The organism is Azoarcus sp. PA01 (assembly GCA_001274695.2).
Taxonomy (GTDB): Bacteria; Pseudomonadota; Gammaproteobacteria; order Burkholderiales; family Rhodocyclaceae; genus Aromatoleum.
This window is the reverse complement of record LARU01000002.1, coordinates 1,097,305-1,119,227: the sequence shown is the minus strand read 5'-3', so window position 1 is coordinate 1,119,227 and position 21,923 is coordinate 1,097,305. Positions and strand designations below refer to the sequence as shown.

Annotated in this window: 27 protein-coding genes and 1 pseudogene; 10 read left to right on the top strand and 18 right to left on the bottom strand. The window is 66.3% G+C overall.

Annotated elements, in window-relative coordinates:
- Positions 1–133 precede the first annotated feature (133 nt).
- The gene (locus PA01_06240) at positions 134–454 is read right to left on the bottom strand and encodes a hypothetical protein (GenBank protein ID KON81258.1); all 321 of its coding nucleotides are present in this window, start codon (positions 452–454) and stop codon (positions 134–136) included.
- Positions 441–710, bottom strand: a complete 270-nt coding sequence (locus PA01_06235) for a toxin (GenBank protein KON81257.2) — start codon at positions 708–710, stop codon at positions 441–443. Before PA01_06235 ends, PA01_06240 begins: the two co-directional genes overlap by 14 nt.
- A gap of 433 nt (positions 711–1,143) precedes the next feature.
- Between PA01_06235 and PA01_06230 the strand changes: the two genes are divergently transcribed.
- The 5 genes from PA01_06230 (at position 1,144) to PA01_06210 (ending at position 3,425) form a co-directional block, all read left to right on the top strand.
- Complete coding sequence (locus tag PA01_06230; GenBank protein ID KON82347.1) at positions 1,144–1,749, top strand: EAL domain-containing protein; 606 nt, start codon at positions 1,144–1,146, stop codon at positions 1,747–1,749.
- Positions 1,750–1,856: 107 nt separating this feature from the next.
- Positions 1,857–2,138 carry a DUF1778 domain-containing protein gene (locus tag PA01_06225; GenBank protein ID KON81256.1) on the top strand — a complete coding sequence of 94 codons (282 nt, stop codon included), beginning with the start codon at positions 1,857–1,859 and terminating at the stop codon, positions 2,136–2,138.
- The gene (locus PA01_06220) at positions 2,135–2,689 is read left to right on the top strand and encodes a GNAT family N-acetyltransferase (GenBank protein KON81255.1); all 555 of its coding nucleotides are present in this window, start codon (positions 2,135–2,137) and stop codon (positions 2,687–2,689) included. The genes PA01_06225 and PA01_06220 overlap by 4 nt, the downstream gene beginning before the upstream one ends.
- Positions 2,690–2,741: 52 nt before the next feature.
- Entirely contained in the window at positions 2,742–3,020 is a 279-nt protein-coding gene (locus tag PA01_06215) for a DUF2442 domain-containing protein (GenBank protein ID KON82346.2), read from the top strand.
- A gap of 225 nt (positions 3,021–3,245) precedes the next feature.
- Positions 3,246–3,425 (top strand): EAL domain-containing protein, encoded by a 180-nt coding sequence (locus tag PA01_06210; protein KON81254.1) that lies wholly within the window; start codon positions 3,246–3,248, stop codon positions 3,423–3,425.
- A gap of 30 nt (positions 3,426–3,455) precedes the next feature.
- On the opposite strand, the gene PA01_06205 is transcribed toward PA01_06210, so the two are convergent.
- Both PA01_06205 and PA01_06200 read right to left on the bottom strand, forming a co-directional pair.
- Positions 3,456–3,839, bottom strand: coding sequence for a type II toxin-antitoxin system VapC family toxin (locus PA01_06205; GenBank protein KON81253.1), 384 nt, complete (start codon positions 3,837–3,839; stop codon positions 3,456–3,458).
- Positions 3,836–4,087 carry a type II toxin-antitoxin system VapB family antitoxin gene (locus PA01_06200; protein ID KON82345.2) on the bottom strand — a complete coding sequence of 84 codons (252 nt, stop codon included), beginning with the start codon at positions 4,085–4,087 and terminating at the stop codon, positions 3,836–3,838. Before PA01_06200 ends, PA01_06205 begins: the two co-directional genes overlap by 4 nt.
- 438 nt (positions 4,088–4,525) lie before the next feature.
- Here PA01_06200 and PA01_06195 point away from each other — a divergent pair, with 438 nt between their 5' ends.
- From PA01_06195 to PA01_18645, 3 genes are read left to right on the top strand one after another with little or no spacing between them, the layout of a single operon-like run.
- Positions 4,526–6,037: a PHB depolymerase family esterase gene (locus PA01_06195; GenBank protein KON82344.2), complete on the top strand. Its 1,512-nt coding sequence runs from the start codon at positions 4,526–4,528 to the stop codon at positions 6,035–6,037.
- The gene (locus PA01_18650; GenBank protein ID KAI5913054.1) at positions 6,034–6,636 is read left to right on the top strand and encodes a tellurite resistance/C4-dicarboxylate transporter family protein; all 603 of its coding nucleotides are present in this window, start codon (positions 6,034–6,036) and stop codon (positions 6,634–6,636) included. The genes PA01_06195 and PA01_18650 overlap by 4 nt, the downstream gene beginning before the upstream one ends.
- Positions 6,618–7,124: a tellurite resistance/C4-dicarboxylate transporter family protein gene (locus PA01_18645; protein KAI5913053.1), complete on the top strand. Its 507-nt coding sequence runs from the start codon at positions 6,618–6,620 to the stop codon at positions 7,122–7,124. Before PA01_18650 ends, PA01_18645 begins: the two co-directional genes overlap by 19 nt.
- 178 nt (positions 7,125–7,302) lie before the next feature.
- On the opposite strand, the gene PA01_06185 is transcribed toward PA01_18645, so the two are convergent.
- Positions 7,303–8,199, bottom strand: coding sequence for an NAD(P)/FAD-dependent oxidoreductase (locus PA01_06185; protein KON81252.1), 897 nt, complete (start codon positions 8,197–8,199; stop codon positions 7,303–7,305).
- A 242-nt stretch (positions 8,200–8,441) separates the two neighbouring features.
- Here PA01_06185 and PA01_06180 point away from each other — a divergent pair, with 242 nt between their 5' ends.
- On the top strand, positions 8,442–10,070 hold the full coding sequence (locus PA01_06180; GenBank protein ID KON81251.1) for an isovaleryl-CoA dehydrogenase: 1,629 nt from the start codon (positions 8,442–8,444) through the stop codon (positions 10,068–10,070).
- Here the strand turns inward: PA01_06180 and PA01_06175 are convergent, their stop codons facing one another.
- The 11 genes from PA01_06175 to PA01_06130 all read right to left on the bottom strand — a co-directional run bounded on the left by PA01_06175 (position 10,071) and on the right by PA01_06130 (position 19,094).
- A complete protein-coding gene (locus PA01_06175; GenBank protein ID KON81250.1) occupies positions 10,071–10,844 on the bottom strand; it encodes a hypothetical protein in 774 nt (257 codons plus the stop codon).
- Positions 10,841–11,932 carry a 3-phosphoserine/phosphohydroxythreonine transaminase gene (serC, locus tag PA01_06170; protein ID KON81249.1) on the bottom strand — a complete coding sequence of 364 codons (1,092 nt, stop codon included), beginning with the start codon at positions 11,930–11,932 and terminating at the stop codon, positions 10,841–10,843. The genes PA01_06175 and serC overlap by 4 nt, the downstream gene beginning before the upstream one ends.
- A 4-nt stretch (positions 11,933–11,936) precedes the next feature.
- A complete protein-coding gene (locus PA01_06165; GenBank protein ID KON81248.1) occupies positions 11,937–12,440 on the bottom strand; it encodes a urate hydroxylase PuuD in 504 nt (167 codons plus the stop codon).
- A 104-nt stretch (positions 12,441–12,544) separates the two neighbouring features.
- Positions 12,545–13,690, bottom strand: coding sequence for a pyrroloquinoline quinone biosynthesis protein PqqE (gene pqqE / locus PA01_06160; protein ID KON81247.1), 1,146 nt, complete (start codon positions 13,688–13,690; stop codon positions 12,545–12,547).
- Positions 13,691–13,893: 203 nt separating this feature from the next.
- Positions 13,894–14,790 carry a prolyl aminopeptidase gene (gene pip, locus PA01_06155; protein KON81246.2) on the bottom strand — a complete coding sequence of 299 codons (897 nt, stop codon included), beginning with the start codon at positions 14,788–14,790 and terminating at the stop codon, positions 13,894–13,896.
- Between the two features lie 110 nt (positions 14,791–14,900).
- Positions 14,901–15,185 carry a pyrroloquinoline quinone biosynthesis peptide chaperone PqqD gene (gene pqqD, locus PA01_06150; GenBank protein ID KON81245.1) on the bottom strand — a complete coding sequence of 95 codons (285 nt, stop codon included), beginning with the start codon at positions 15,183–15,185 and terminating at the stop codon, positions 14,901–14,903.
- A 61-nt stretch (positions 15,186–15,246) separates the two neighbouring features.
- Positions 15,247–15,378 (bottom strand): pyrroloquinoline quinone precursor peptide PqqA, encoded by a 132-nt coding sequence (gene pqqA / locus PA01_18640; GenBank protein ID KAI5913052.1) that lies wholly within the window; start codon positions 15,376–15,378, stop codon positions 15,247–15,249.
- 49 nt (positions 15,379–15,427) lie between these two features.
- Positions 15,428–16,186, bottom strand: a complete 759-nt coding sequence (gene pqqC, locus PA01_06145) for a pyrroloquinoline-quinone synthase PqqC (protein KON81244.2) — start codon at positions 16,184–16,186, stop codon at positions 15,428–15,430.
- Complete coding sequence (gene pqqB / locus PA01_06140; GenBank protein ID KON81243.1) at positions 16,183–17,118, bottom strand: pyrroloquinoline quinone biosynthesis protein PqqB; 936 nt, start codon at positions 17,116–17,118, stop codon at positions 16,183–16,185. The genes pqqC and pqqB overlap by 4 nt, the downstream gene beginning before the upstream one ends.
- 156 nt (positions 17,119–17,274) lie before the next feature.
- A complete protein-coding gene (locus PA01_06135; protein KON81242.1) occupies positions 17,275–18,357 on the bottom strand; it encodes an IS630 family transposase in 1,083 nt (360 codons plus the stop codon).
- A gap of 80 nt (positions 18,358–18,437) precedes the next feature.
- Positions 18,438–19,094 (bottom strand): hypothetical protein, encoded by a 657-nt coding sequence (locus tag PA01_06130; protein ID KON81241.2) that lies wholly within the window; start codon positions 19,092–19,094, stop codon positions 18,438–18,440.
- A gap of 129 nt (positions 19,095–19,223) precedes the next feature.
- Here PA01_06130 and PA01_18635 point away from each other — a divergent pair.
- A pseudogene (locus PA01_18635) lies at positions 19,224–19,346 on the top strand (IS5/IS1182 family transposase).
- An 85-nt stretch (positions 19,347–19,431) separates the two neighbouring features.
- On the opposite strand, the gene istB reads toward PA01_18635, so the two are convergent.
- Together istB and istA are read right to left on the bottom strand one after the other, a co-directional pair.
- Positions 19,432–20,220, bottom strand: coding sequence for an IS21-like element helper ATPase IstB (istB, locus tag PA01_06125; protein ID KON81240.1), 789 nt, complete (start codon positions 20,218–20,220; stop codon positions 19,432–19,434).
- 41 nt (positions 20,221–20,261) lie between these two features.
- Positions 20,262–21,788 (bottom strand): IS21 family transposase, encoded by a 1,527-nt coding sequence (istA, locus tag PA01_06120; protein ID KON81239.1) that lies wholly within the window; start codon positions 21,786–21,788, stop codon positions 20,262–20,264.
- Positions 21,789–21,923: the final 135 nt, after the last annotated feature.

Genomic DNA, 21,923 nt, shown 5'->3' with positions numbered 1-21,923 from the left:
CAACCGACAGTAACGTACTTCTGGAGAACACTTGCGGTGAGCGTCTGTTACGACATCCCCGATTCAGGAGCCTCGACCCCGGGGGCAAGGGATGAACGGATCGGGGGTCTGATTCTCGGTAGTCCGTTCCCCGTCAGTCACGTGACCGGACGCGGCGCTTCGCCTCTGGGCTCGCGGCGGGCGGTGCAGGGCGCTCGGTCAATCGACCCGTCACATACTTGTGGAGAACACTTGCGATGAGCGTCTGGTACGGTATCCCTTCTTCGAGTGCCTTGACTTGAATGTCGCTCAGGTCGCCGGAGGACAAACGGATATTGACCCGACGATCCTTGATTGCGGTCGCACGCGCCGCTGCCTTGAACTTCGCAAGCTCGGCTTTGGTGGCAACGGACTTGAGCTGGCCTTTCTCGTAGGCGTCGAGAATTTCGCGTTCGTAGTCGTCAGTTTTCGGCATCTGCTTCACCTTGATTCAAATAGTCCCTCGCTGCCTTGCGACTCGGGATCACGGCCTTGAGAAAGATGTAGTCTTCCTCTTCGACAAACGGTACCAGATAGGCGTAGTCGTCGCACGCGACGACAAGGATGTGCTGCCTTGGGTATTTCGCCTGATTCGGGTGCGCCAGTATGTCCAGCAGCCCGCCCGATTCCACTGCGACAACGATGCTCTCGAACGAAATGCCTCGCTCCGTTCTGAGCGTCTCGTTTTTCACCGAACTCCAGCGAAATGGTTTCATCTGGACATGCTACGTCGATGTGTGCCTTTTGTCACCACGCCCGGCCCGTCACGCGGGCCCCTCGTGCAGCCGTCGCGCTTCCGCGCGAGCGAGCGGGACCTGATTCCGAGCGGGACCGCTGTTTGCTCCATGCCTGGTGCAATACGGAATCGACGCCGACAACGGCATTCGCCCTATGCAATTCGAAGACAGGGCGGCTTCGCCGGACGGTGGCAGCGTGTCGTTTTTCGTCATAGTGCAAGGAAGAAAAACCGGCTCTGGCCATTTTTTCAACGTGAACGCGCAGTGAATGCCGCTTTCATGAGCCGTTCAGCCGCAGTGGAGAACAATGCAGTCATGGCTCGGAAAAGCACCGGGCAGGGCGGTCGAGGCAGGATACGCCGCCGGAACCACGCCAATGGAGGCAATCATGGGTAGCCAGAACGAAGTGTTCGTCGCGCGTCAGCCGATCCTGAACAAGGAGCGCAATGTGATTGCCTATGAGCTGCTGTTCCGCGACGACGGCTCGGGCGAAGCGAAAGTCAGCGATGGGGCGCGCGCGACCGCGCAAGTGATCACTCGCGTCTTCGGCCGGCTCGGCGTGCACAGCGTCATGGGTGGCTGCGCCGCGTTCGTCAACCTCGACGCCGAAACCCTGCTCGGCCGCGGCGTCGAATGTCTGCCGAAAGAGGACGTAGTCCTCGAACTGCTCGAAACGATCGAAGTCGACGACACGATCGTGCACCGCTGCGCCGAACTCAAGCACCTCGGCTACCGCCTCGCGCTCGACGACTTCTGCGCGATCACGCCCGCCTACGAGCCGCTGCTCGGGCTCGTCGACATCGTCAAGATCGACGTGCTGCAGCTCGACCCCGACGCGCTCGAACGGCTCGTGCGCCGCCTGCGGCTCTACCCGGCGCGGCTCTTGGCCGAGAAAGTCGACACCACCGAGCGCGCCCGCCGCTGCCGCGCGCTCGGCTTCGATTTCTACCAAGGCTTCCACTTCGGCCGCCCGGCCGCGTTCGCGGGGGCGTGAGGCGGCGGCTCTGGGGAAGCATGAAACAGGGGCAGCTGAAAATCGTACGAGAAGGGCGTGGCAATGTACGGCAGTCTGCCGTATCCTTGCCTCAGGAGGACAACACCATGCCTGCAGCCATTTCCACAGCCCGTCTCGAAGCCCGGATCAGCACGGATCTGCATTCGATGCTCAAGCGCGCCGCTGAACTTCAAGGGCGCACCATGACTGATTTTGTCATCGCTGCCGTGCAGGAAGCCGCGCAGCGCGCTATCGAGCAGGCCGAAGTCATCCGCCTGTCGCTGGCCGATCAGGAGTGCTTTGCACGGGCGCTGCTGTCGCCGCCGCAACCGGCACCGGCCCTGGAGCGCGCTTTCGCGCGTCGCCGCAAGCTTCTGCGTGCTGAATGAGCAGCGCGCCGTTCCGCGTCGCGCCCCTTGATGCCGAGCATGACCGCTCCGCGTTCAACTGCGGTTCAGGCCCGCTCGATCGTTACTTGGGGGAGCAAGTCACCCAGGACGTTCGCCGCAGTGTGGCCGCCTGCTTCGTGGCGCTGGCGGACGGGCAGCGCATCGCGGGCTACTACACCCTGGCGTCGGCAAGCCTGCTGCTGGCCGATCTTCCGGCCAGCGCCGGCAAGAAGCTGCCGCGCTTTCCGACCGTGCCAGCGGTTCGCATGGGCCGCTTGGCCGTCGATCAGGCTTTCAAGGGGCAAGGTCTGGGCGGTGCGTTGCTGGCCGATGCGCTCGCCCGTGCCGCCTGTTCCGAGATTGCCGCCTACGCTTTGATGGTCGATGCGAAGGACGAAGCGGCCGCGGCCTTCTACCGCCATCATGGCTTCATCGCTCTGCCCGACTCGCCATTGACGCTTTTCCTGCCGCTGGCAACGGTGCAGGCGTCCCGGGAAGCGGAACATGAAACACGCCAAGTCGCGGGTAGATCAGGTTGGGCTACACCTTAAACGGGCGTCAGGCCGTAGCCCTAACGCGAGCAATTCTTTCTGGAGAAGCGGCATGAATTCTTCGAACGTCGAGACTGCCCCCCGCGCCCTGAATGCGTGGAGCGAAAACAGGATGGTTTTTCTGGAACTCACCGACGGCCGCGTGATTGGTTTTCCGTCCGCGCGCTTCCGGCTGCTCTCGACCGCAACGGACGAACAACTGGAAAAAGTCGCCCTGCGGCTCGACGGCGCTGCACTTCGTTGGGACGAACTTGACGAGGACCTGACGGTGCGAGGAATCGTCGAAGGCCGCTTCCAACTACCGCTGCCGGAGCAAAAACGAGCCGCGTGAGTACCCCTCACGCCGCGCGATAGTCGTCTCCGCCGTCGAGTTGCTGCGCCAGAGGGTCATCGGCAGGCGGTGACATTTTCCGCTGTCGCGGCCCGGACCGGAGCCAATAAAAAAAGACCGCCGCAGCGATCTTTTTCGATATTACGGGGGATCAGGCGAAAATCGAGTCTGACCCCATTCTTCCCATTCTTCCCGCTCGCGCTCGTCGACATCGTCAAGATCGACGTGCTGCAGCTCGACCCCGACGCGCTCGAACGGCTCGTGCGCCGCCTGCGGCTCTACCCGGCGCGGCTCCTGGCCGAGAAAGTCGACACCACCGAACGCGCTCGCCGCTGCCGCGCGCTCGGCTTTGATTTCTACCAGGGCTTCCACTTCGGCCGTCCGGCCGCGTTCGCGGGGGCGTAACGCGTGTTTCGGAATTCCCACAGACCGCTTCTACTGCAAGACCGATCGATGCATCACGCCGAACCGTTCTGACAGCGTGACCAGGCGCTTGTCCAGCGTCCACAACTCTGCGCCCGGTGTGATCAGCGTTGACGCCAACAAAACCATGTCAACCAGCCCGCACCCAAGCCCATACAGTTTTTCGCGTTCAATGAAGTCCATCACCTCGCGCAAACTCGCCTGTTGCGTCTGTTGAAGGAGTCCTATGTCGCCGAGTGTTCGAGCCCGCGGTGCAGGGGGTGTTCCGCACGCGAGTTCGACCAGGACCATTGGATGCGTGAGCGCCAGGTCCAGATCGAGCAAGTCCACCAAGACATCATTGCGTTGTCGGAAGTGGTCAACCCATACCGATGTATCGACCAGGACGCCTTTCATTGCGAGGACTCGCCGCGCCGTCGCGGCACATCCTGCATCTCCGGCACGGTGCCACCCAGCGCAGCAAGACGCTTGGCGGCTTGTACCCGAACGAAAGTTTTCATCGCCTCGCGAAAGAGATCGGCCCGGTCCATCGCCGGGTCGGCTACTTCCAAGGCCTTTTCGTACAGGTCATCATCGATCGTGACAGTCGTTCTCATGTGGACACCGTCATCAATAAAGATGACATTATGCGTCAATATACGCATCTTCACGAGCGGTGCAAGACGTGACGACCGGTTCGCTCCTGGCCGCGTCGAGGAACTCGCCGAAATGGTTTTTGGCATCGCATGCCGACAGGACTTTCATGCTCATCGCCTCCAGTAGGGACGTGATTGTGTTTATTGTGGCTGCTTTGTCCATTTGGACACGGCGGAGGGCGCGTACGTCGGGGAGGGGAAAAGCTACGTCGCTGTCGCGCGCCTGTTTGACCGAGGTTGAAAGCCCGAAAAGAAAAAGACCGCCGCAGTGCGCGACGTGTCAAAAGCGACGCAAAACAGTGTCAATACGCACGTTGCGTTACAGTGAAAGCGCAGGCAGGGAGCGCAGCGGTCGGCGCGTCGGAGTCTGCCGCACGGCCCGGCGGGACGCGCGAGATGACGAACTGCCCGCGGATCTTCCGCGGCGAGCCCCAGGGAGAGTTGTCGATGCGCGTGAAACGGGTAGGGCGGAATGTGCTGGCCGCGGTGCTGCTGGCTGGGGGCGGCGCGGCGGCCGTGGCCGGCACGACCGAGTCTTTCACGTTCCGCGCGCAGGACTATTCCGGCTCGCGCGACCGGCAGTACAAAGTCTATGTCCCGGACGGTCTGAGCGGTCCGGCGCCGCTGGTCATGGCGCTGCACGGCTGCCAGCAGACCGAGGAAGACGTGCTGCGCGACTGGGGGCTCGTCGCCGCAGCCGAACGCTACGGCTTCATCCTCGTCGCGCCGCGCATCACCAGTTATGACGGCCTGCGCAACACGAACTGCTGGGGGTTCTGGTTCGACGCGCACCAGCACGAAGGGCGCGGCGAGCCGGAAGACCTGCATCGCATCGCGCGCGAAGTCGAAGACAACTTCTCGATCGACCCCGCGCGCCGCTACATCACCGGCCTGTCGTCGGGGGGGGCGATGACGGTCGTCGCGGCGGTCGCGCACAACGAATACTGGGCGGCGGCCGCGAGCGTGGCCGGCATTCCGTACGGCGAAGATTCGGCATCGGTGTCGCTGTCGGGTCAGTGCCCGGGGCGCGCGACGTTCCACGCGGTGAGTCGCGTCGTCGCCGACATGCGTGCCGAAATCGATGACCCTTACCCGATCCCGCTGCTGGTGGTACAGAACAATGCCGACTGTACGGTCGTCCAGCCGGCCGGCCGCACACTGCGCGACGCGCAGCTGACGGTGTTCGGCACGGCCGGGCACGATACGCCGGCGACCGCAATGGCGCACCAGATGCCCTGTACGCCCGTCTTCGGCGACGACGACTACGGCTGCCGGCATTCCGTCTTCACGATCGACGGCGCGACCACGAGCCGCTCGGTCGTCGAGACGGTGTTCTACGACGGTCCGCAGGCGACGCCGAACCCGTCGGACACCGACCACGGCCACTACTGGATCGGCGGCGAACAGGGGCGGGACGGCAAGTGGTCGATGCGGAGCGGCCCGAGCTTTCCGGACATCGCGTGGAATTTCTTCGAGCGCCACCCACGCGCGGGCGCTGCCGAACCGGGCGGCCCGCGCATCACGCTCATCGGGGAGAACCCGCTGCGCCTGGAAGAAGGGCAGGCGTTCGTCGATCCGGGCGCAACGGCCACCGACCCCGAGGACGGCGAACTCGCGCTCAGCGCCGATTGCAGCAGCGTCGACACCGCCCGCCCGGGCCGCTATGCGTGCTCCTACAGCGCCACCGACAGCGCCGGCAATACGGCGGCCGCGAGCCGCGCAGTCGAAGTTGTCGCGCGCGGCGGTTCCGGCATGAGCTGTACGCAGGCCACGGCCTCCCCGTCCGGGCACGTCGTCGCCGGCCGCGCCACTGCCGACGGCTGGTTCTTCGCCCATGCACGGTCCACCGGCGACCGGCAGGACATCGGCTTCAGCTGGAATTTCTGGTCCAGCGTGACGTTGCACGAAGGTGAACCGGGCCGCTGGTACGCCCGCCCGCCGCCGGGGTGCGAGGGATGACCGCCGCTCCGGCGGCACGCGCGCTTGCCGGCGCGCGCCTGCTGCAGGATCTCGAAGGCATGTCTCCGGCGTACTTCGGCATGGTCATGGCGACCGGGATCATCTCGCTCGGCGCCCATCTGCTCGCGCTGCCGCGCCTCGCGCACGCGCTGTTCGTCCTCAACGTCGGCATCTACGGCATCATCGCGGCGCTGTTCGTGCTGCGCATGATCCGCTTTCCGCAGCGCTTTTTCGGCGACATGGTCGATCACCTGCGCGGGCCCGGGTTCTTCACCGCGGTGGCCGCGTCCGGCATCCTCGGCAGCCAGTTCCTGATCCTCGCCGACAGCGAAGCAGTCGGGCTCGCGCTGTGGTTCGTCGCGATCGCGCTGTGGATCGGGCTGACCTACACGATCTTCACGGCGTTCACCGTCAAGGAGCAGAAACCGACGCTCGACCGCGGCATCAGCGGCGGCTGGCTGCTGGCGGTGGTCGCGACGCAGTCGATCGCGGTGCTCGGCGCGCTGCTCGCGAACCACCTCGAGCAGCCTTACCGGCTGGAGCTGAACTTCCTCGCGCTGTCGATGTGCTGTGGGGCGGCATGCTCTATATCTGGATGATGTCGCTGATCTTCTATCGCTACACGTTCTTCCTGTTCTCGCCCGGCGACCTCGCGCCGCCGTACTGGATCAACATGGGCGCGATGGCGATCTCGACGCTCGCCGGTTCGCTGCTGATCGCGAATGCCCCCGACGCGCCTTTCCTGCGTTCGCTGCTGCCGTTCCTCAAGGGGTTCACGGTGTTTTACTGGGCGACGGGCACGTGGTGGATCCCGATGCTGCTGATCCTCGGCCTGTGGCGGCACGTCTACAAGCGCTTCCCGCTGAAGTACGACCCGCTGTACTGGGGCGCGGTGTTCCCGCTCGGCATGTACGCGGCGAGCACGCAGCAGATGGCGGGCGTGATGGCGTTCGATTTCCTCGGCTTCGTGCCGCCGATCTTCCTGTATGCCGCGCTTGCCGCATGGAGCGCCGCATTCATCGGCGTCGTGCGCGAGCTGTGGCGCCGCCTTGCCACCCCCGTAGTTATTAAGGCGGCAATCAAATAGAACCGTTCGCCCTGAGCTTGTCGAAGGGCGCTGCCACCGCTTCGACGGGCCTGTCCTGAGCGAGGCCGAAGGGCTCAGCCCGAACGGTATTTGGTTGCCGGGTTAATAGCGAGCGTATTCCCCGTCTCCTGCGACGGGAAAATTCGTTCAGAAGTAAGGCGCGGGAAATGCAAAAGTTTCACTTGCGCCAGGCCGGAGCCAGCGCGAGGTGGATCGCGGCAGCGGCAATCGCGGCGCCGCCGGCGGCGACGCTGATCTGGTTCAGCCCCTGCGCGACGTCGCCGGCGGCATACAGACCGTCGATGCTGGTTTGCTGGTGGCGGTCGGTGAGGAGATAACCGGCTTCGTCGGTGTCGGCGCCCATCGAAAGTTCGGTGTGGATGCGCGTACCCAACGCGCTATATACCGAATCGCAGCAGGTTTCGGCCGCGCCGTGACGGATGCGGACCTCTGCGTCCCACAGCCTCAGGCTGTCGACCGGTTCGGGAGCCCAGCCGATGCCGGCTTCGGCCAGGCGGTCGGAATGCTCTTCGATGCGAAAGTCCTGGGATATCCGGAAGACGTGCAGGCGAGCCGTGAAATTGCGCAGATAAAGCGCTTCGCGGATGCCGGCTTCGCTGGCTGCGAGCACACCGACCGCTTTGTCGATGATTTCGTAGCCGTCGCAGACCGGGCAATAGCGCAGCGCTCCCGTACGCACCGCTTCGACCAGGTGCGGGAGATCCGGTTCGACGTCGGAGACGCCGGTCGCGAGCAGGACCGTACGGGCCGACAGGCGCGTGCCGTCGGCCAGAACGGCCGCGAAGCCTGGGCCTACCCGCTCCAGGGTCTCGACCCGCCCGACGGAAAGTTCCGCGCCATACACTTCGGCCTGTTTGCGGATCGCCGCCACGAGCTTGTTCCCGGCAATGCCGCGCGGGTAGCCGGGCATGTTGTGGGAGCGGGGGATGCGTGTCGCCCGGCTGCAACCGTCGTCGACAACCCTGACGCGGCGGCGAAAGCGCGCCAGGTAGAGCGCTCCGGTCAGGCCGCCCGGCCCGCCGCCGATCACCAGCGCATCGTAGATCTCCGCCATGTTCGCTCCCCGTATCTGACGATTCGCGTCGGCCTGTCCGCCCGAGAGAGGGCAACAGGAACCTCGCGGTAGCAGCCGAAGCAAAAAGCTCTCCGCGTAGCAGGCAGGACCTCGCTCGAGAAACACGAACACGTGCTCGGCCGCATCGCCCGCGATGAAACGGGCGAGCGTGCGCAGGTGGACAGGCGCTGCGGCCGCGTTCTAGGCTGAAGCACGGTCAAAGCGTCGCGGCGGGAGGCCCCATGTGGCGAACTCATGAAGTTTTCAACCAGGTGCCGGTGCTGAGCGACTGGAACCTGTTCGACACCGACCTCGCGCTGCGCGAAGCGGTCGTGCGTGAAGGCGCGGCGTGGCACGCCGAGGCGCTGCGCGCGCAGGGCGAAGTGCTCGGCCGCGCCGACACGCAGCGGCTCGCGGAACTCGCCGATCGTCACGTGCCGGAGCTCGTCGCGTACGACCGCTGCGGCCGGCGCGTCGACGACGTCGATTTCCACCCGGCGTGGTCCCGGCTGCTCGCGATGCTCTATGCCGACGGCGTGCACAGCTCGGCATGGTTCGAGCCGCGCCCCGGGGCGCACGTCGCGCGGGCCGCGTCGTTCTTCCTGCACGGCCAGGCCGAAGCCGGCTCGCTGTGCCCGGTGACGATGACTTTCGCATCGATTCCGGTGCTGCGCCGGGAGCCGGCGCTGTTCGGCGCACTCGGCGACAAGTTCCGCTCGTGCGACTACGACGGGCGCGACGTGCCGCTCGCCGACAAACGCTCGGCGATGATCGGCATGGGGATGACCGAGAAGCAGGGCGGCTCGGACCTGCGCGCGAACACGACCGAAGCGCGCCCGCTCGCCGCCGGCAGCCGCGACCACCTGCTGGTCGGGCACAAATGGTTTTTCTCGGTGCCGACGTGCGACGCGCACCTCGTGCTCGCGCGCAGCCCCGCCGGCCTGTCGTGCTTCTTCGTGCCGCGCCGGCTGCCCGACGGCAGCCGCAACGCGGTGCGCATCCGGCGGCTCAAGGACAAGCTCGGCAACCGCTCGAACGCGTCGGCCGAAGTCGAGTTCGAGGACGCTTTCGGCACACTCGTCGGCGACGAGGGGCGCGGCATCGCGACGATCATGGAGATGGCGGCGCAGACCCGGCTCGACTGCGTGCTCGGCAGCGCCGCGCTGATGCGCCGCGCGCTCGTCGAAGCGATCCATCACGCCCGCCACCGCTCGGCGTTCGGAGACGTGCTCGTCGCGCAGCCGCTGATGCGCAACGTGCTCGCCGAGCTCGCGCTCGAGAGCGAAGCGGCGACGATGCTCGCGATGCGCCTGGCGAAAGCGGTCGAAGCCGGCGACGACCCGCAGGAGCGCGCGTGGCGGCGCATCGTCACGCCGGCAGCGAAGTTCTGGATCTGCAAGCGCGCGATCGCATTCACCGCCGAATGCATGGAAGTGTGGGGCGGCAATGGCTACGTCGAGGACGGCCCGATGGCGCGCCTGTATCGCGAGGCGCCCGTGAACTCGATCTGGGAAGGCTCCGGCAACGTCATGTGCCTCGACGTGCTGCGCGCTGCCGCGCGCGAGCCGGACGGAGTCGAAGCGCTAACGCGGGAACTGTCGCAGAGCGTCGCCGGTGACGGGGCGCTCGTGCAGGCGCTCGGCGACCTCGGCAACGCGCTGCGCGCGCCGGCTGACGCCGAATGGCACGCGCGCCGCGTCGCGATGCAGCTCGTCCTGCTCGTGCAGGCGGGATTGCTGCTGCGGCACGCGCCGGCGCAGCTCGCGGCGGCGTTCATCGACAGCCGCTTCAAGCGCCCGACCGGACAAGTCGCGGGCCTGCTCGCGACACCCGCCGCGGCGGCGCTGATCGATCGCGCGTGGCCGGGCTGATCATCGCGACAGGACAGCCGTGCGCGGACGTGCGCCACTCGCGCCGGTGAGCGCCCGCAGGCAATCGGGCCCGTCGTCGACAAACGCGCGATGCACCTGCACGCCCGCGGCACCGGCGGCGCGGGCCGCAGAGACATCGACGGCGGTGCGGATGCCGCCGACGGCCACGAGCGCCGGGCCGTCGGCGATGCGATCGGTGAGTGCGGCGAAGCGTGCGAGCCGCGCGACGTGCCCGTCCGCAGTGGGCAGGACCACGGTCAGCGCGTCGAAGCCCGCTTGCGCCGCCGCTTCGGCGACCTCCGGCAGCGGCTCGCCGTGCATGCCGAGCGGAAACTTCAGCGCCAGCGCGATACGGCGCGGCAGGCAGTCGCGTGCGGCGGTGATCGACTTCATCGCTGCGCCCAAGAGCGGCAGGTGCTCGCGCGCGAGCAGCGGCTGGGCGGCTTGCGCGCTGAGATTGAAGCTCACGTAGTCCGCGACCGGTGACGCGTCGAGGAAGCCCGCGAGCCACAGCCCGGGCAGTGCTGCCGGCGCCGCGCCGGGCGGTAGGCCGATGCCGATGCCGATCGCGCTGCGACCGGCACCGCGCGGCAGCGCAGCGAGGCGGCGAGCGAGCGCCGCGACGCTGAAAGGCGCTTGCGGATGCGCAGCGACGGTGCCGAATTCGACGCTGCCGAAGCCCAGGTTCAGCAGCTCCTCCGCCCGCGTGCCGTCCTTGTCGATGCCGCCGGCCAGGCCCGGCCGCTCGTGCCAGCGCAGGCGAACGCGGCTCATCCGTGCCGCCTCGCGAAGCCGGCCATGAAGTTCGCGAGCGCTGCGGCGCCGGCTTGAGGCATCGCGTTGTAGAGGCTCGCGCGTAGCCCGCCGACTTCGCGGTGGCCGCACAGGTGGGTGAGCCCGTGCGCCTCGGCTTCGGCGACGAAAATGTCGGTGAGCCGCTCGTCAGCGAGATGGAAGCGGACATTGGCGCCGGAGCGATGGCCGAGCGCGACCGGCGCCGTGTAGAAGCCTGCGCTGCCGTCGATCGCCGCGTACAGCGTTTCCGCTTTGCACCGGTTCGCGGCAGCCATTGCCGCGAGGCCTCCGGCGTCGGCGATCCAGTCGAAAACGAGGCCGGCGACGTGGATCGCCCACGTCGGCGGCGTATTGACGCAGCTGTCGTGCTCGGCCTGGCGCCGGTAGCAGTGCGGCGCGGGCACGCGCGGCGCGGGGCGCTCGAGCAGGTCTTCGCGAATGACGACGACGGTGAGGCCGGCGGGGCCGATGTTCTTCTGCGCACTCGCGTAGAGGACGCCGAACTTCGACACATCGACCGGAGCCGTGAGGAAGCACGACGTGCAATCGGCGACCAGCGGCACGTCGCCGGTGTCGGGCAGGCCGGGGTAGGCGATGCCTTCGACGGTCTCGTTCGGCGTGATGTGGCAGTACGCGCAGCCGGCCGGCAGCGCCCAGCGACCGAGCGCCGGCGCCGCGAGCGGCACCTCGCCCGCGTGGCGCGCCGCGAGCACGACGTCGGCGTGGCGAGCGCCTTCGGCCATCGCGCGCCGCGACCAGTAGCCCGAATCGGCGTAGGCCGCGTGACGTGCGTCGCCGAGCAGGTTCATCGGCAGCAGCGAGAACTGGTGCATCGCGCCGCCGGCGAGGAACAGGATGCGGTAGTTCGGCGGCAACGCGAGCAGTTCGGCGAGGCGTTCGCGGGCGTGGGCGAGCGTCGCGCGAAACGCATCGCCGGTGAACGGCCGTTCGAGCGCCGACGCGCCGTCCGGCCCGCGTGCGAAAAGTTCGCCGCGCGCCCGCTCGAGCACCGCGTCGGGCAGGCGGGCGGGGCCGGCCGCGAAGTTGAACGCAGGCGACCGAGACATCGCGTCAGCCGAGCAGAAAGCCGCCGTGGCTCCCCGCCGCCATGAAGAAGAGCAGCGGAATCGACAGCATCGTGTTGGTGCGCGACGACAGGTGCGTAATGCGCGAGCAGCGCACCCGCTCCTCGACGCCGGCCGGCACCAGGCCGAGCACTTTCTTCTGGTGCGGCCACAGCACGAACCACACGTTGAGCATCATCAGCGTGCCGATGTACATGCCGACGCCGATCGGCGCGAGACTGCCCTGCAGCGCGACGGCGCCGGCGAGCCAGCCGTGCTGCCACAGCATCAGCACGCCCGCGCACCATGTGACGACCGACGCCCAGCGGAAAAACCCGTGCTCGCGATTGAGCAGCGCCTGAAAGCGCGGACTGCGGTCGTCGATGAGGTCGGCGGCCGTCAGCGGGCGCCAGGTCGGGCGCTGCACGACGCTGGAGTAATTGTGGCCGACCCAGATGATGCCGGCGAGAAAATGCGCCCAGCGCAGCGCGAGGTCGAGCGTCACGTCCATCGTGCGCTTCAGCCTGCGAGAACGCGCACGAGCGCGGCGAGGACTGCGGTGAGCGCGATGCCGAGCGCGATCGTGCCGGTCGCGGTGTCGTAGGGGTGGCGCATTCAGTTCTCCATGAACGCGGTGGACATCGCGCCGGCGGCGCGCTTTACGAGCGGTTTGCGAAACCGCAGCGGCCGGGCGACGGCGTCGACCGCTTCCTGCACGACGTGATGCCGCGGCGAGCGGCTGCACGCCGGGTCGGTGTTGCCGGCGTCGCCGGTCAGCAGGAAAGCCTGGCAGCGGCAGCCGCCGAAATCCTTCTCCTTTTCCGCGCACGAGCCACAGGGTTCGGGCAGCCAGTCGAGGCCGCGGTATTTGCGGAACAGCGGCGACTCGTGCCAGATCCACGCCAGCGGCTTGTCCCTGACCGACTCGAACTCCAGGCCGGGAATGACGCGGGCTTCCTGGCACGGCATCGCGACGCCGTCCGGGGCGATCGTCAGGTGGATCGCGCCCCAGCCGTTCATGCACGCTTTCGGGCGGCCTTCGTAGTAGTCCGGGATGACGAAATAGATCGTCATCTTCTTGCCGAGTTTTTCGCGCCACTGCTGCACGACTTTTTCGGCCTCGCGCACCTGCTCGAGCGTCGGCATCAGCTCGTCGCGGTTCATCAGCGCCCAGTTGTAGTACTGGATGTTCGCGAATTCCAGGTACTCGATGCCGAGCCCGGCCGCCCATTCGATCATTTCGCCGGTCATGCCGATGTTCTGGCGGAAAACCGGCATGTTGAGCACCATCGGAAAGCCGTGCGCCTTGATGAGGCGGCCCGCTTCGAGCTTGCGGGCGTGGGCCCGCGCGCCGACGAGCGCGTCGGTGACGTCGGCGCGCGTCGCCTGCAGCGACAGCTGGATCTGCTTCAGGCCGGCGTTCTTCAGCGCGATCAGGCGCGCCTCACCGAGGCCGATGCCGGAGGTGATCAGGTTGGTGTAGAAACCCAGGCTGTCGGCATAGGCGACGAGCTCCTCGAGGTCCGGGCGCTGCAGCGGCTCGCCGCCGGTGAAGCCGAGCTGCAGCGCGCCCAGCTCGCGGGATTCGCGCAGCACTTTCTTCCATTCCTCGGTGCTAAGCTCCTTCGCGGCGTAGTCCTCGAAATCGAGCGGGTTGTTGCACCAGCTGCATTTGAGCGGGCAGCGGTAAGTGAGCTCGAGCGACAGCCACAGCGGCTTGCCCTGTCCGTCCAGACTGAGACCGCCGGTTTCCTTGGGCATCGTGTTCTCCTGTTTCCTCGATCGTTATTAGCCCCGGCAACCCAATACCGTTCGGGCTCGGGGCGAACGGCTGTATTTGATTGCCGCCTTGATAGCCCCATTATTTGCACCCGGCGGGCGCGTCGATACGAGAAAGGCTGGAATGGGAGCTCGCGATTTTCTGGAGATCGGGTAGCCCGTGCTGCCGGGCGGAGGCGCAGCGCTCAGGCGGCGCGACGCGCAATGCGGTCGAGCGCGGCGATGCACGCGGCGGCAATGCGCGGCTGCAGCGCGCCGTGGCCGGCGCCGTCGACCGCGACGCGCTCGGCTTGCGGCCAGGCCCGACGCAGCCGTTCGGCGGCCTGCGGCGGGCATACCGGGTCGGCGCTGCCCTGCACGATCGCGCCCGGAAGGTGCCGCAGACGTTCGCAGCCGGCGAGCAGGCGCTCCGCGTCGCCGAAGCAGCCTTGCGACAGGTAATGGGCCTGGATGCGCGTCTTCGCGAGCTGGCGCGCGTCGGGATCGGCGACGAGCGGCGCTTCGCCCATCAGCGCGCGTTCGTAGTCGAGCCAGTGCCGCGCGGCCGCGACGCGCGTCGGGGTATCGCGCGACAGCAGGCGGCGCGTGTAGGCGTCGAGAAGATCGTCGCGTTCGCCGTGCGGCATGGCGTCGGCGAAGCGCTGCCACGCGCGCGGCGCGGGCGTCGCGGCGCCCTGCGCGTAGCCGCGCAGCTCCGCGGCCGAGCCGAGGAAGATGCCGCGCAGCACGAGGCCCGACACTGCGTCGGGATGCGCCTGCGCGTACGCGAGCGCGAGCAGGCTGCCCCACGAGCCGCCGAACACCAGCCAGCGCTCGACGCCCAGCGCGTCGCGGATGCGTTCGACATCGGCGACGAGGTCGGCAGTGGTGTTGGCCCGCAGGCTGCCTGCGGGCGTACTGCGCCCGCAGCCGCGCTGGTCGAAAAGGACCGCGCGAAAGCGGCAGGGGTCGAACAGGCGGCGCTGGCCCGGCGTGCAGCCGCTACCGGGTCCGCCGTGCAGGAAAACCACCGGCAGGCCGTCGGCACGTCCGCATTCCTCGACGTGCAGCACGTGGCCGTGGCCGACCGCGAGGCGATGCATGGCGAACGGCGAGGATTCGGGAAAGAGCGGCGAGGATCGGGGAAAGCGCGGCGCGCTCTCGGGCAAGCGCGGCAAGGCGGGCATGCCGCCAGACGGACAGCCGCCCGGCATCAGGTGCGCAGCCAGCCCTTGTCGCAGGCCAAGTCGACGAAAGCCTGCACGCCGCGGGTGATTTCTTCCGCGTGATCGGGAAAAGCGGCCTGCAACTCGGTGACGATCGCGGCGACCGTGCGCTCGCCGTCGCAGCGTTTGAGGATTTCGCCGGCGGAAGGGTTGAGTTTGATGAGCCCTTCCGGGTAGAGCAGGATGTACGCGTCCTGGCTCGCTTCCCAGCGGAACATGAAATGCGGCGACAGCCGCGGGCGGGTGTCGGCGGAAAGGGCGAGGGTTTCCATGGCGGCAGGGCGTCCTTGGCGAATGGGCGGACCCGGCAGGCCGGCTCCGCCCGGGCGGGGTTCAGCGGACGTACACGTAAGCCGTGACTTCGAAACCAAGGCGAATCTCGCAGTAGGCGGGCGTTTCCCAGGTCATGTCTGTCTCCTCGATGATGGTGCGGCACCATGCCGCGCCCTGGTTGATTATTTGCAAGCCGCGCCGTCGCAGCCAGCGGCATTTCGCCGCAATCGCCTCATGAAAATCATGATGTCGTGGAAACTTCGGCCATCGGCGTGTATCGCCCCCAGCCGGCGACCTGCACGTCGCAGTGCGCGAGCATCATCGCGTCGAGCATCGACCACAGCAGGTCGAGCTTGAAGCGCAGGATCTCGAGCGCCCGCTCCTGCAGCGCCCGCGTGTTGAAGTGCGCGAGCGTGATGCGCAGCCCATTGACGACGTCGCGCGGCGCTTCGGTGAGCCGGCGGCGGAAATACGCATAGCCTTCGGCTTCGATCCACGGATAATGCTGCGGCCAGTGCTCGAGGCGCGATTGATGGATCGTCGGGGCGAAGAGCTCGGTCAGCGACGAAGCCGCCGCTTCCTGCCACGTGCTGCGGCGCGCGAAATTGATGTAGGCATCGACCGCGAAGCGCACGCCGGGCAGCACCAGGCGCTCGGAGACGATCGCTTCGCGCGAGAGGCCGACCGCTTCGCCGAGCCGGATCCACGCTTCGATGCCGCCATCCTCGCCGCCGTGGCCGTCGTGGTCGAGAATGCGCTGCACCCAGTGACGGCGCACCTCGCGGTCGGGGCAGTTCGACAGGATCGCGGCGTCCTTGATCGGGATGCTGACCTGGTAGTAGTAGCGGTTCGCGACCCACGCGCGGATCTGTTCGCGCGAGCACTGGCCGCGGTGCATCATCACGTGGAACGGGTGGTGGATGTGGTAGCAGCTGCCGAACGCGCGCAGCCGGGCTTCGAACGTCTCCGCGCTCCACGCTTCGGTTTGCTCCATTGTCATTGCAGGTCTCCAGCTGGGCCGAATTCGAGCAGCATGCCGTCGGCGGCGACTTCGATGCCGTGCCGCGCCAGTTCGGCACGCTCGTGCGAGTCCTCGTCGAGGATCGGGTTGGTGTTGTTGATGTGGATCAGGATCTTGCGCGGTCGCGGGTAGCGGGCCAGCAGCTCGATCATGCCGCCGGCGCCCGCTTGCGGCAGGTGGCCGATCTCACGCGCGGTGCGCGTCGAGATCCCTAGCCGGATCATCTCGTCGTCGCTCCAGAACGTGCCGTCGAGCAGCACGCAGTCGGCGTCGGCAAGGTACCGCTCCAGATGGGTTTGCATCGCGCCGAAGCCCGGCGCATAAAAAACCTTGCGCCCGCTGGCCGCATCTTCGATCAGCACGCCGATGTTGTCGCCCGGATGCGGGTCGTCGCGATGCGGCGAATACGGCGGCGCCTTGCTCGCGAGCGGCACCGGCGTGAAACGCAGGCCGGCCACGCCGGGCACCGTGAAAGGCGTCGGCGGCGCGACCTGCAGCCGGTGCCACGCAACGGTGCAGAAATGTGAGAGCACGTTGAACACGGGGTTGCCGGTCGTGAGGTCCTCGTGCACCTGCGCGGTACACCACACCGGCAGCGGCTTGCCTTCGCGCAGCATGAATAGGCCGGTCGTGTGGTCCACCTGGGCGTCGATGAGCACCACCCCGGCGATGCCGCTGTCACGCAATGCGCGCGCGGGCTGCAGGCACGGGTTCGCGCGGATCTGCGCGAGCAGGTCGGGGGAGGCGTTGAACAGCACCCAGTCGTCGCCGTTGGCGCTGACCGCGATCGAAGACTGGGTGCGCGCCCGGGCACGGACGGTGCCGTGGCGCACGCCGTCGCAATTGCGGCAGTTGCAGTTCCACTGGGGAAAACCGCCGCCGGCAGACGAACCGAGAATGAGGATCTTCATGAGCCCAGTATCGGCCGCCGTCGCACTGTCCGCGTACGTCGAATCGGGAAATGCGCCTCATGGTTTTCTGGAGGCGTATGTCAGTTATTGAGATTAATGCGATTATCCCCATAACACATCAATGACTTAGGGAGCCGCCTATAGATCACAGCTTCCCTAGTGTGCTGAGTTAGAAATTCGCATACAAAATCGTTCAAGGCTGGCGAGGATGTCGTCAGTTGATTTGGTCCATGCGAAGGGTTTGGGATCATCGTTGTAGCGAGCAAGGTAGTCGCGGATGGCCTGCTCGAGTTGGCGGGTGGAACGGTGGGTGCCGCGACGAATCTGTTTTTCGGTGAGCTCGGCAAACCAGCGTTCGACCTGGTTGATCCAGGAGGCCGAGGTCGGGGTGAAATGGACGTGGAAACGCGGATGACGGGCAAACCAACTCCTGACCTTTGGCGTCTTGTGCGTGCCGTAGTTGTCCATCACCAGATGGATGTCCAGACCGGCTGGGACGTTGGCTTCGATGGTGCGCAGAAAGGCCAGAAACTCGCGGCTGCGGTGGCGTCGGTGCAGTTCCCCGATGACTTCTCCGGTGGCGACATCGAGCGCCGCAAACAAAGTCGTTGTGCCGTGGCGCATATAGTCATGCGTTCGCCGTTCGGGAAGTCCCGGCGCCAGCGGCAGGATCGGCTGGGTGCGGTCGAGCGCCTGGATCTGGCTCTTCTCATCGACGCACAACACCATCGCCTTGACCGGGGGATCCAGATACAACCCGACGATGTCGCGGACCTTGTCGACGAACAGCGGATCGGTCGAGAGCTTGAATGTTTCCTGCCGGTGCGGTTGCAGGCCGAAGGCGCGCCAGATGCGGCTGACCGCCGTCTGCGACATCCCCATCTCGCGCGCCATGCTGCGCGTACTCCAATGGGTGGCATTCTTCGGCACCGTTTCGAGCGTCTTGGCAATCACCGCATCGACACGGGTATCGTCGATCGTACGCGGCGCCCCCGAGCGCGGGGCATCGAGCAGGCCATCGAGCCGATTCGCGTCAAAGCGGTTGCGCCATTTCGATACCATCTGCTGCGACACCGACAAGCGTTGCGCGACAACCTTGCTGTCGACACCCGTCGCACACTCGAGAACGATCCGCGAGCGCAATGCGAGCGCCTGCGCGGTCTTACGCCGACGCGTCCAGGCTTCAAGCTGCTCGCGCTCGCTCTCGTTCAGCACGATCTCCACCTTCGGTCTGCCCATCGCTGCCTCCTGTCGCCAATCGTACGGCATGAGAGACCAGCGGATGAGCTAGTTGTTCAACAAATTTTTAACTCAGGACACTAGCCGAGTTGTTTTCCGTTCTTGAGGGTGATGGTTACGGAACCGGTCATCACATACGGATCGATCGAAAGGTCTGGCTCACCCTCAACGGTCAACCTAACCGGATCGGCCTCGAAGGAAGGCCGATAAAGATATCCCATGATCCGCCCCATGAAGTGAGTGCGCCCCTTGTCACTCGCATACTTCTCGGGAACCACCTTCTTCAGGTAGGCCATTTGAGTGGCCAATGGCCACGAAGCAATGTCAGCAGGCAATTGGATGTGGTGGCGAGCGTTTCCGCCCATCAAGCCGAAGATGGTGATCTGCGAAGGCCGCATCCACTCCGGGATTACTTGAGCCACGGGCTCGAACAAGACACGGGCTGTCTCGTCAGCCGAGCCCGATTCGAGAATCTGTCGCCTCCTTACGAGTGCTTCATTCGCTGCCATCACGGTACCGAGTCGTTCTTTCGGTACCGCGAAACGACTCGCCTGCACCTTCTCTATCAGACCGGGATCGCCTTCGCCGACACCCAGCCAGCGATTGAAATCATCACTCGCACTTTGACAATCCCTACAGCCTATCGCCTCGAAGAATTTTCGGTGGGACAGCCCCGATGCGACCAGCACTTCGAGCAGGAGCTTGCCGATGGGAAAACCGGATTTCGTTCGATGCACGTTGGCACTCCTATGGCCAAAGAGATGAATGAATTTCGTCAATCGGACTTAGGGAATCTCTGAAAAGCCCGTGAACGATCGGCACATCCCTTTGTCGTAAGACCGTCCCAATAGCCTCTCGTCCCGACTATGAAGCAAGTTATCTTCGCCCCTGCTGTATACGCGGCCAAGAAAAAGACCACGAAGCGCGAGCGCTTCCTCGCCGAGATGGATGCGGTCGTGTCATGGGCGGCGATGCAGGCGTTGATCGAGCTGTCACTGACCGGCACAATAGAGCCACCGATGATCGGCATATAGGAGCCAGCTGGAAGGGGCTCTGACGAACGTCTGCGGGGGTTCAAGATTGGCTGTTTTTTGGGGTTCCGACAAGGGCTGTTTTGGCCTTGTTCGGACCCTGCCGCGGGGTGCGGTAAGAGGCTCCGTCGAGCGTCAGGCAGTAGGCGTTGTGACGCAGGCGATCGACGGTGGCGGAAGCAAGTAGGCGGTTACCCGGGAAGGCCTGGTCCCACTCGGTGAAGTCGAGGTTGCTGGTGACGACGGTGGCGGTCTGCTCGTAGCGTTCGGCGATCAGGTCATGCAGGTCTTCGTCGGCGGGCGAACGCAGCGGTTTCAGCCCGAAGTCATCGATGATGAGGACCGGCACGCGCGCCAGTTGCTGGAGCTTCCGTTCATAGGCTCCGGTAGCCCGCGCGGCGTTGAGGCTCGCGAGCAACTGCGAGCAGGACGCGAAGACGACGTCGTGACCCTGGCGCACCGCGCAGTGCCCGAGCGCCTGCGCGAGATGGCTCTTGCCGGTGCCGCAGGGGCCGACGATGAGCACCGGGGCGCGCTCGTCGATGTAGCGCCCGGTCGCGAGATCATGCACCAGCGCGCGGTTGGTCGAGGGCAGCCGGTCGAACTCGAAGCCTTCGAGCGTCTTGGTAGCGCGAAACGCGGCGCGACGCAGCCGCGTGGCGAACTTCTTCTGCTCGCGCCGCGCGACCTCGTCCTGGATCAGCAGCGCGAGAAATTCCGTATAGGCGAGCTTCGCGTCGATCGCCTGGCGATTGCGCGCGTCGAGCGAATCGAGGATGCCGGAGAGGCGCAGTTGTTTGAGTTGCGGTGCCAGTTCGGTGGCGGGATTCATGGTGGGACTCCTTGGGTAAAGGGGGCGCGCGGTGCACCCGGTCAGTGAAACGACGTCGGATCGTCGGCGAAGAGCGCCGCGGTCGCGCGGGCGAAACGGGCGCGGCCGGCGTAGGGTTCGGTACTCACGGGGGTGAGCGGCTGCAAGTCGTGGCCGCCGGCGAGGATGGTCTTGACGGTGCGGTAATGCGGGCTGTCGTGGGCGAGTGCACGCTCGCAGGCCGCCTCCAGGCGCGCAGCGCCGTAGCGCTCCTTCAACTGCAGCACGCCCTGCGCGGCACGCAGCCGCTCACTGATGCGGTCGCTCAAGAGCCGCCCGATGAGCCGGGCGCACGCGGTTCCGATCTCCGCGGCCTGTTGCAGACACCAACTGCGGTCGTGCGCGAAGAAACGTTGCGCCGAGGGCGGCAGATGATCGGTGACGGTGCGCCGCTCGCCGGGACGACGAGCGCGGGCATGCGTGGCAACGGGTTTGAAGTCCTGATAGACCGTGACCACGCTGTCGGTCGCACGCAACCACAAACTCTTGCCGACCAAGGCGCAAGGCACGGAGTACAGCGCGCGCTCGAAGCTGACGTGGCAGTCGCGATGCACCGACACCTGATGCCAAGTGCCCAGATCCGGCGGTACTGCGGGCAACGGCCGCAGCACACTGCGCTCGACGGCGAAGCTCGCGAGCGGCTGCATCCGGGTCGTGCCGTGAATGCGCAGCCCGGCTTCCTTCAACACCCAGTCACGCGCCTGCGCGTTCAGATCGGCCAGATCGCGGAAGCTGCGCGTGGGCAGGAAGTTGCCTTTGACGTATTTGACGCCCGCCTCGACGATGCCCTTCTTCTGCGGCTCCTGGGGCGGACAGGCGTCAATGCGAAAGCCGTAGCCTTCGGCGCATTCGGCGTAAGCACGTTGCACTTGGGGGTCGTGCGCGCACGCCTTGGTGATGGCGCACTTGGCGTTGTCGATGATGAGGCGCGCAGGCACCGCGCCGAACCACTCGAAGCCACGTCGGTGGCAACCGAGCCAGGTGCGCACGCTCTGGTCCCACACGAATTCGACATACTGGTGCCGCGAGAAACACAGCGTCATCACGAAGGCCCATGTGCGGCGCAGCTCACCGGAGGCGGGATCGACGAGCTGCGGGCCGGCGCCGAAATCGACCTGGGCTGCCTCGCCCGGCGCGAACGACAACCGCACCGTCGCCTCGGGCGGGCGCTCGCGCTCGATCGTGGCGACAAGCCGGCGCACGCTGGAATAGTGCCCGGTGAAGCCGTGCTCACGTTTAAGGGTGGCGTGGATCACCACGCCGGAGACGCCCTGTGCGAGCCACTGCTCGACCAGCGGCCGGAACGCGGCGATCGATGATTGCGCCGTCACCGGCAGCCGCGGACGGCCGATCGCCGCGGCGATCTCGGCATCTTCCGGAACCGGGTGCTCCGGATCGAGCCAGCCGCGGGCTGCGGCCAATTCGCGGAAACGGGCGGCCTTGGCCCGTCCCATCAGCTTCGCGCGCGCAATCTCGCGCTCGGAGTCGCCCTGGCGCATGCGCATCAGGGCCTGGCGGTACTCGTACATCTCGATGCTCCTGCGGGCCACCGGCTCCCTCCTGCCAAACCAAAACCCGGCAGGGTAGCGATGGACCGCTCAAGGTCGAGACGTCCGTCAGAACTTTGCTGGCTCCATTACGCCGATCCGGCGCTGGCGCCTATG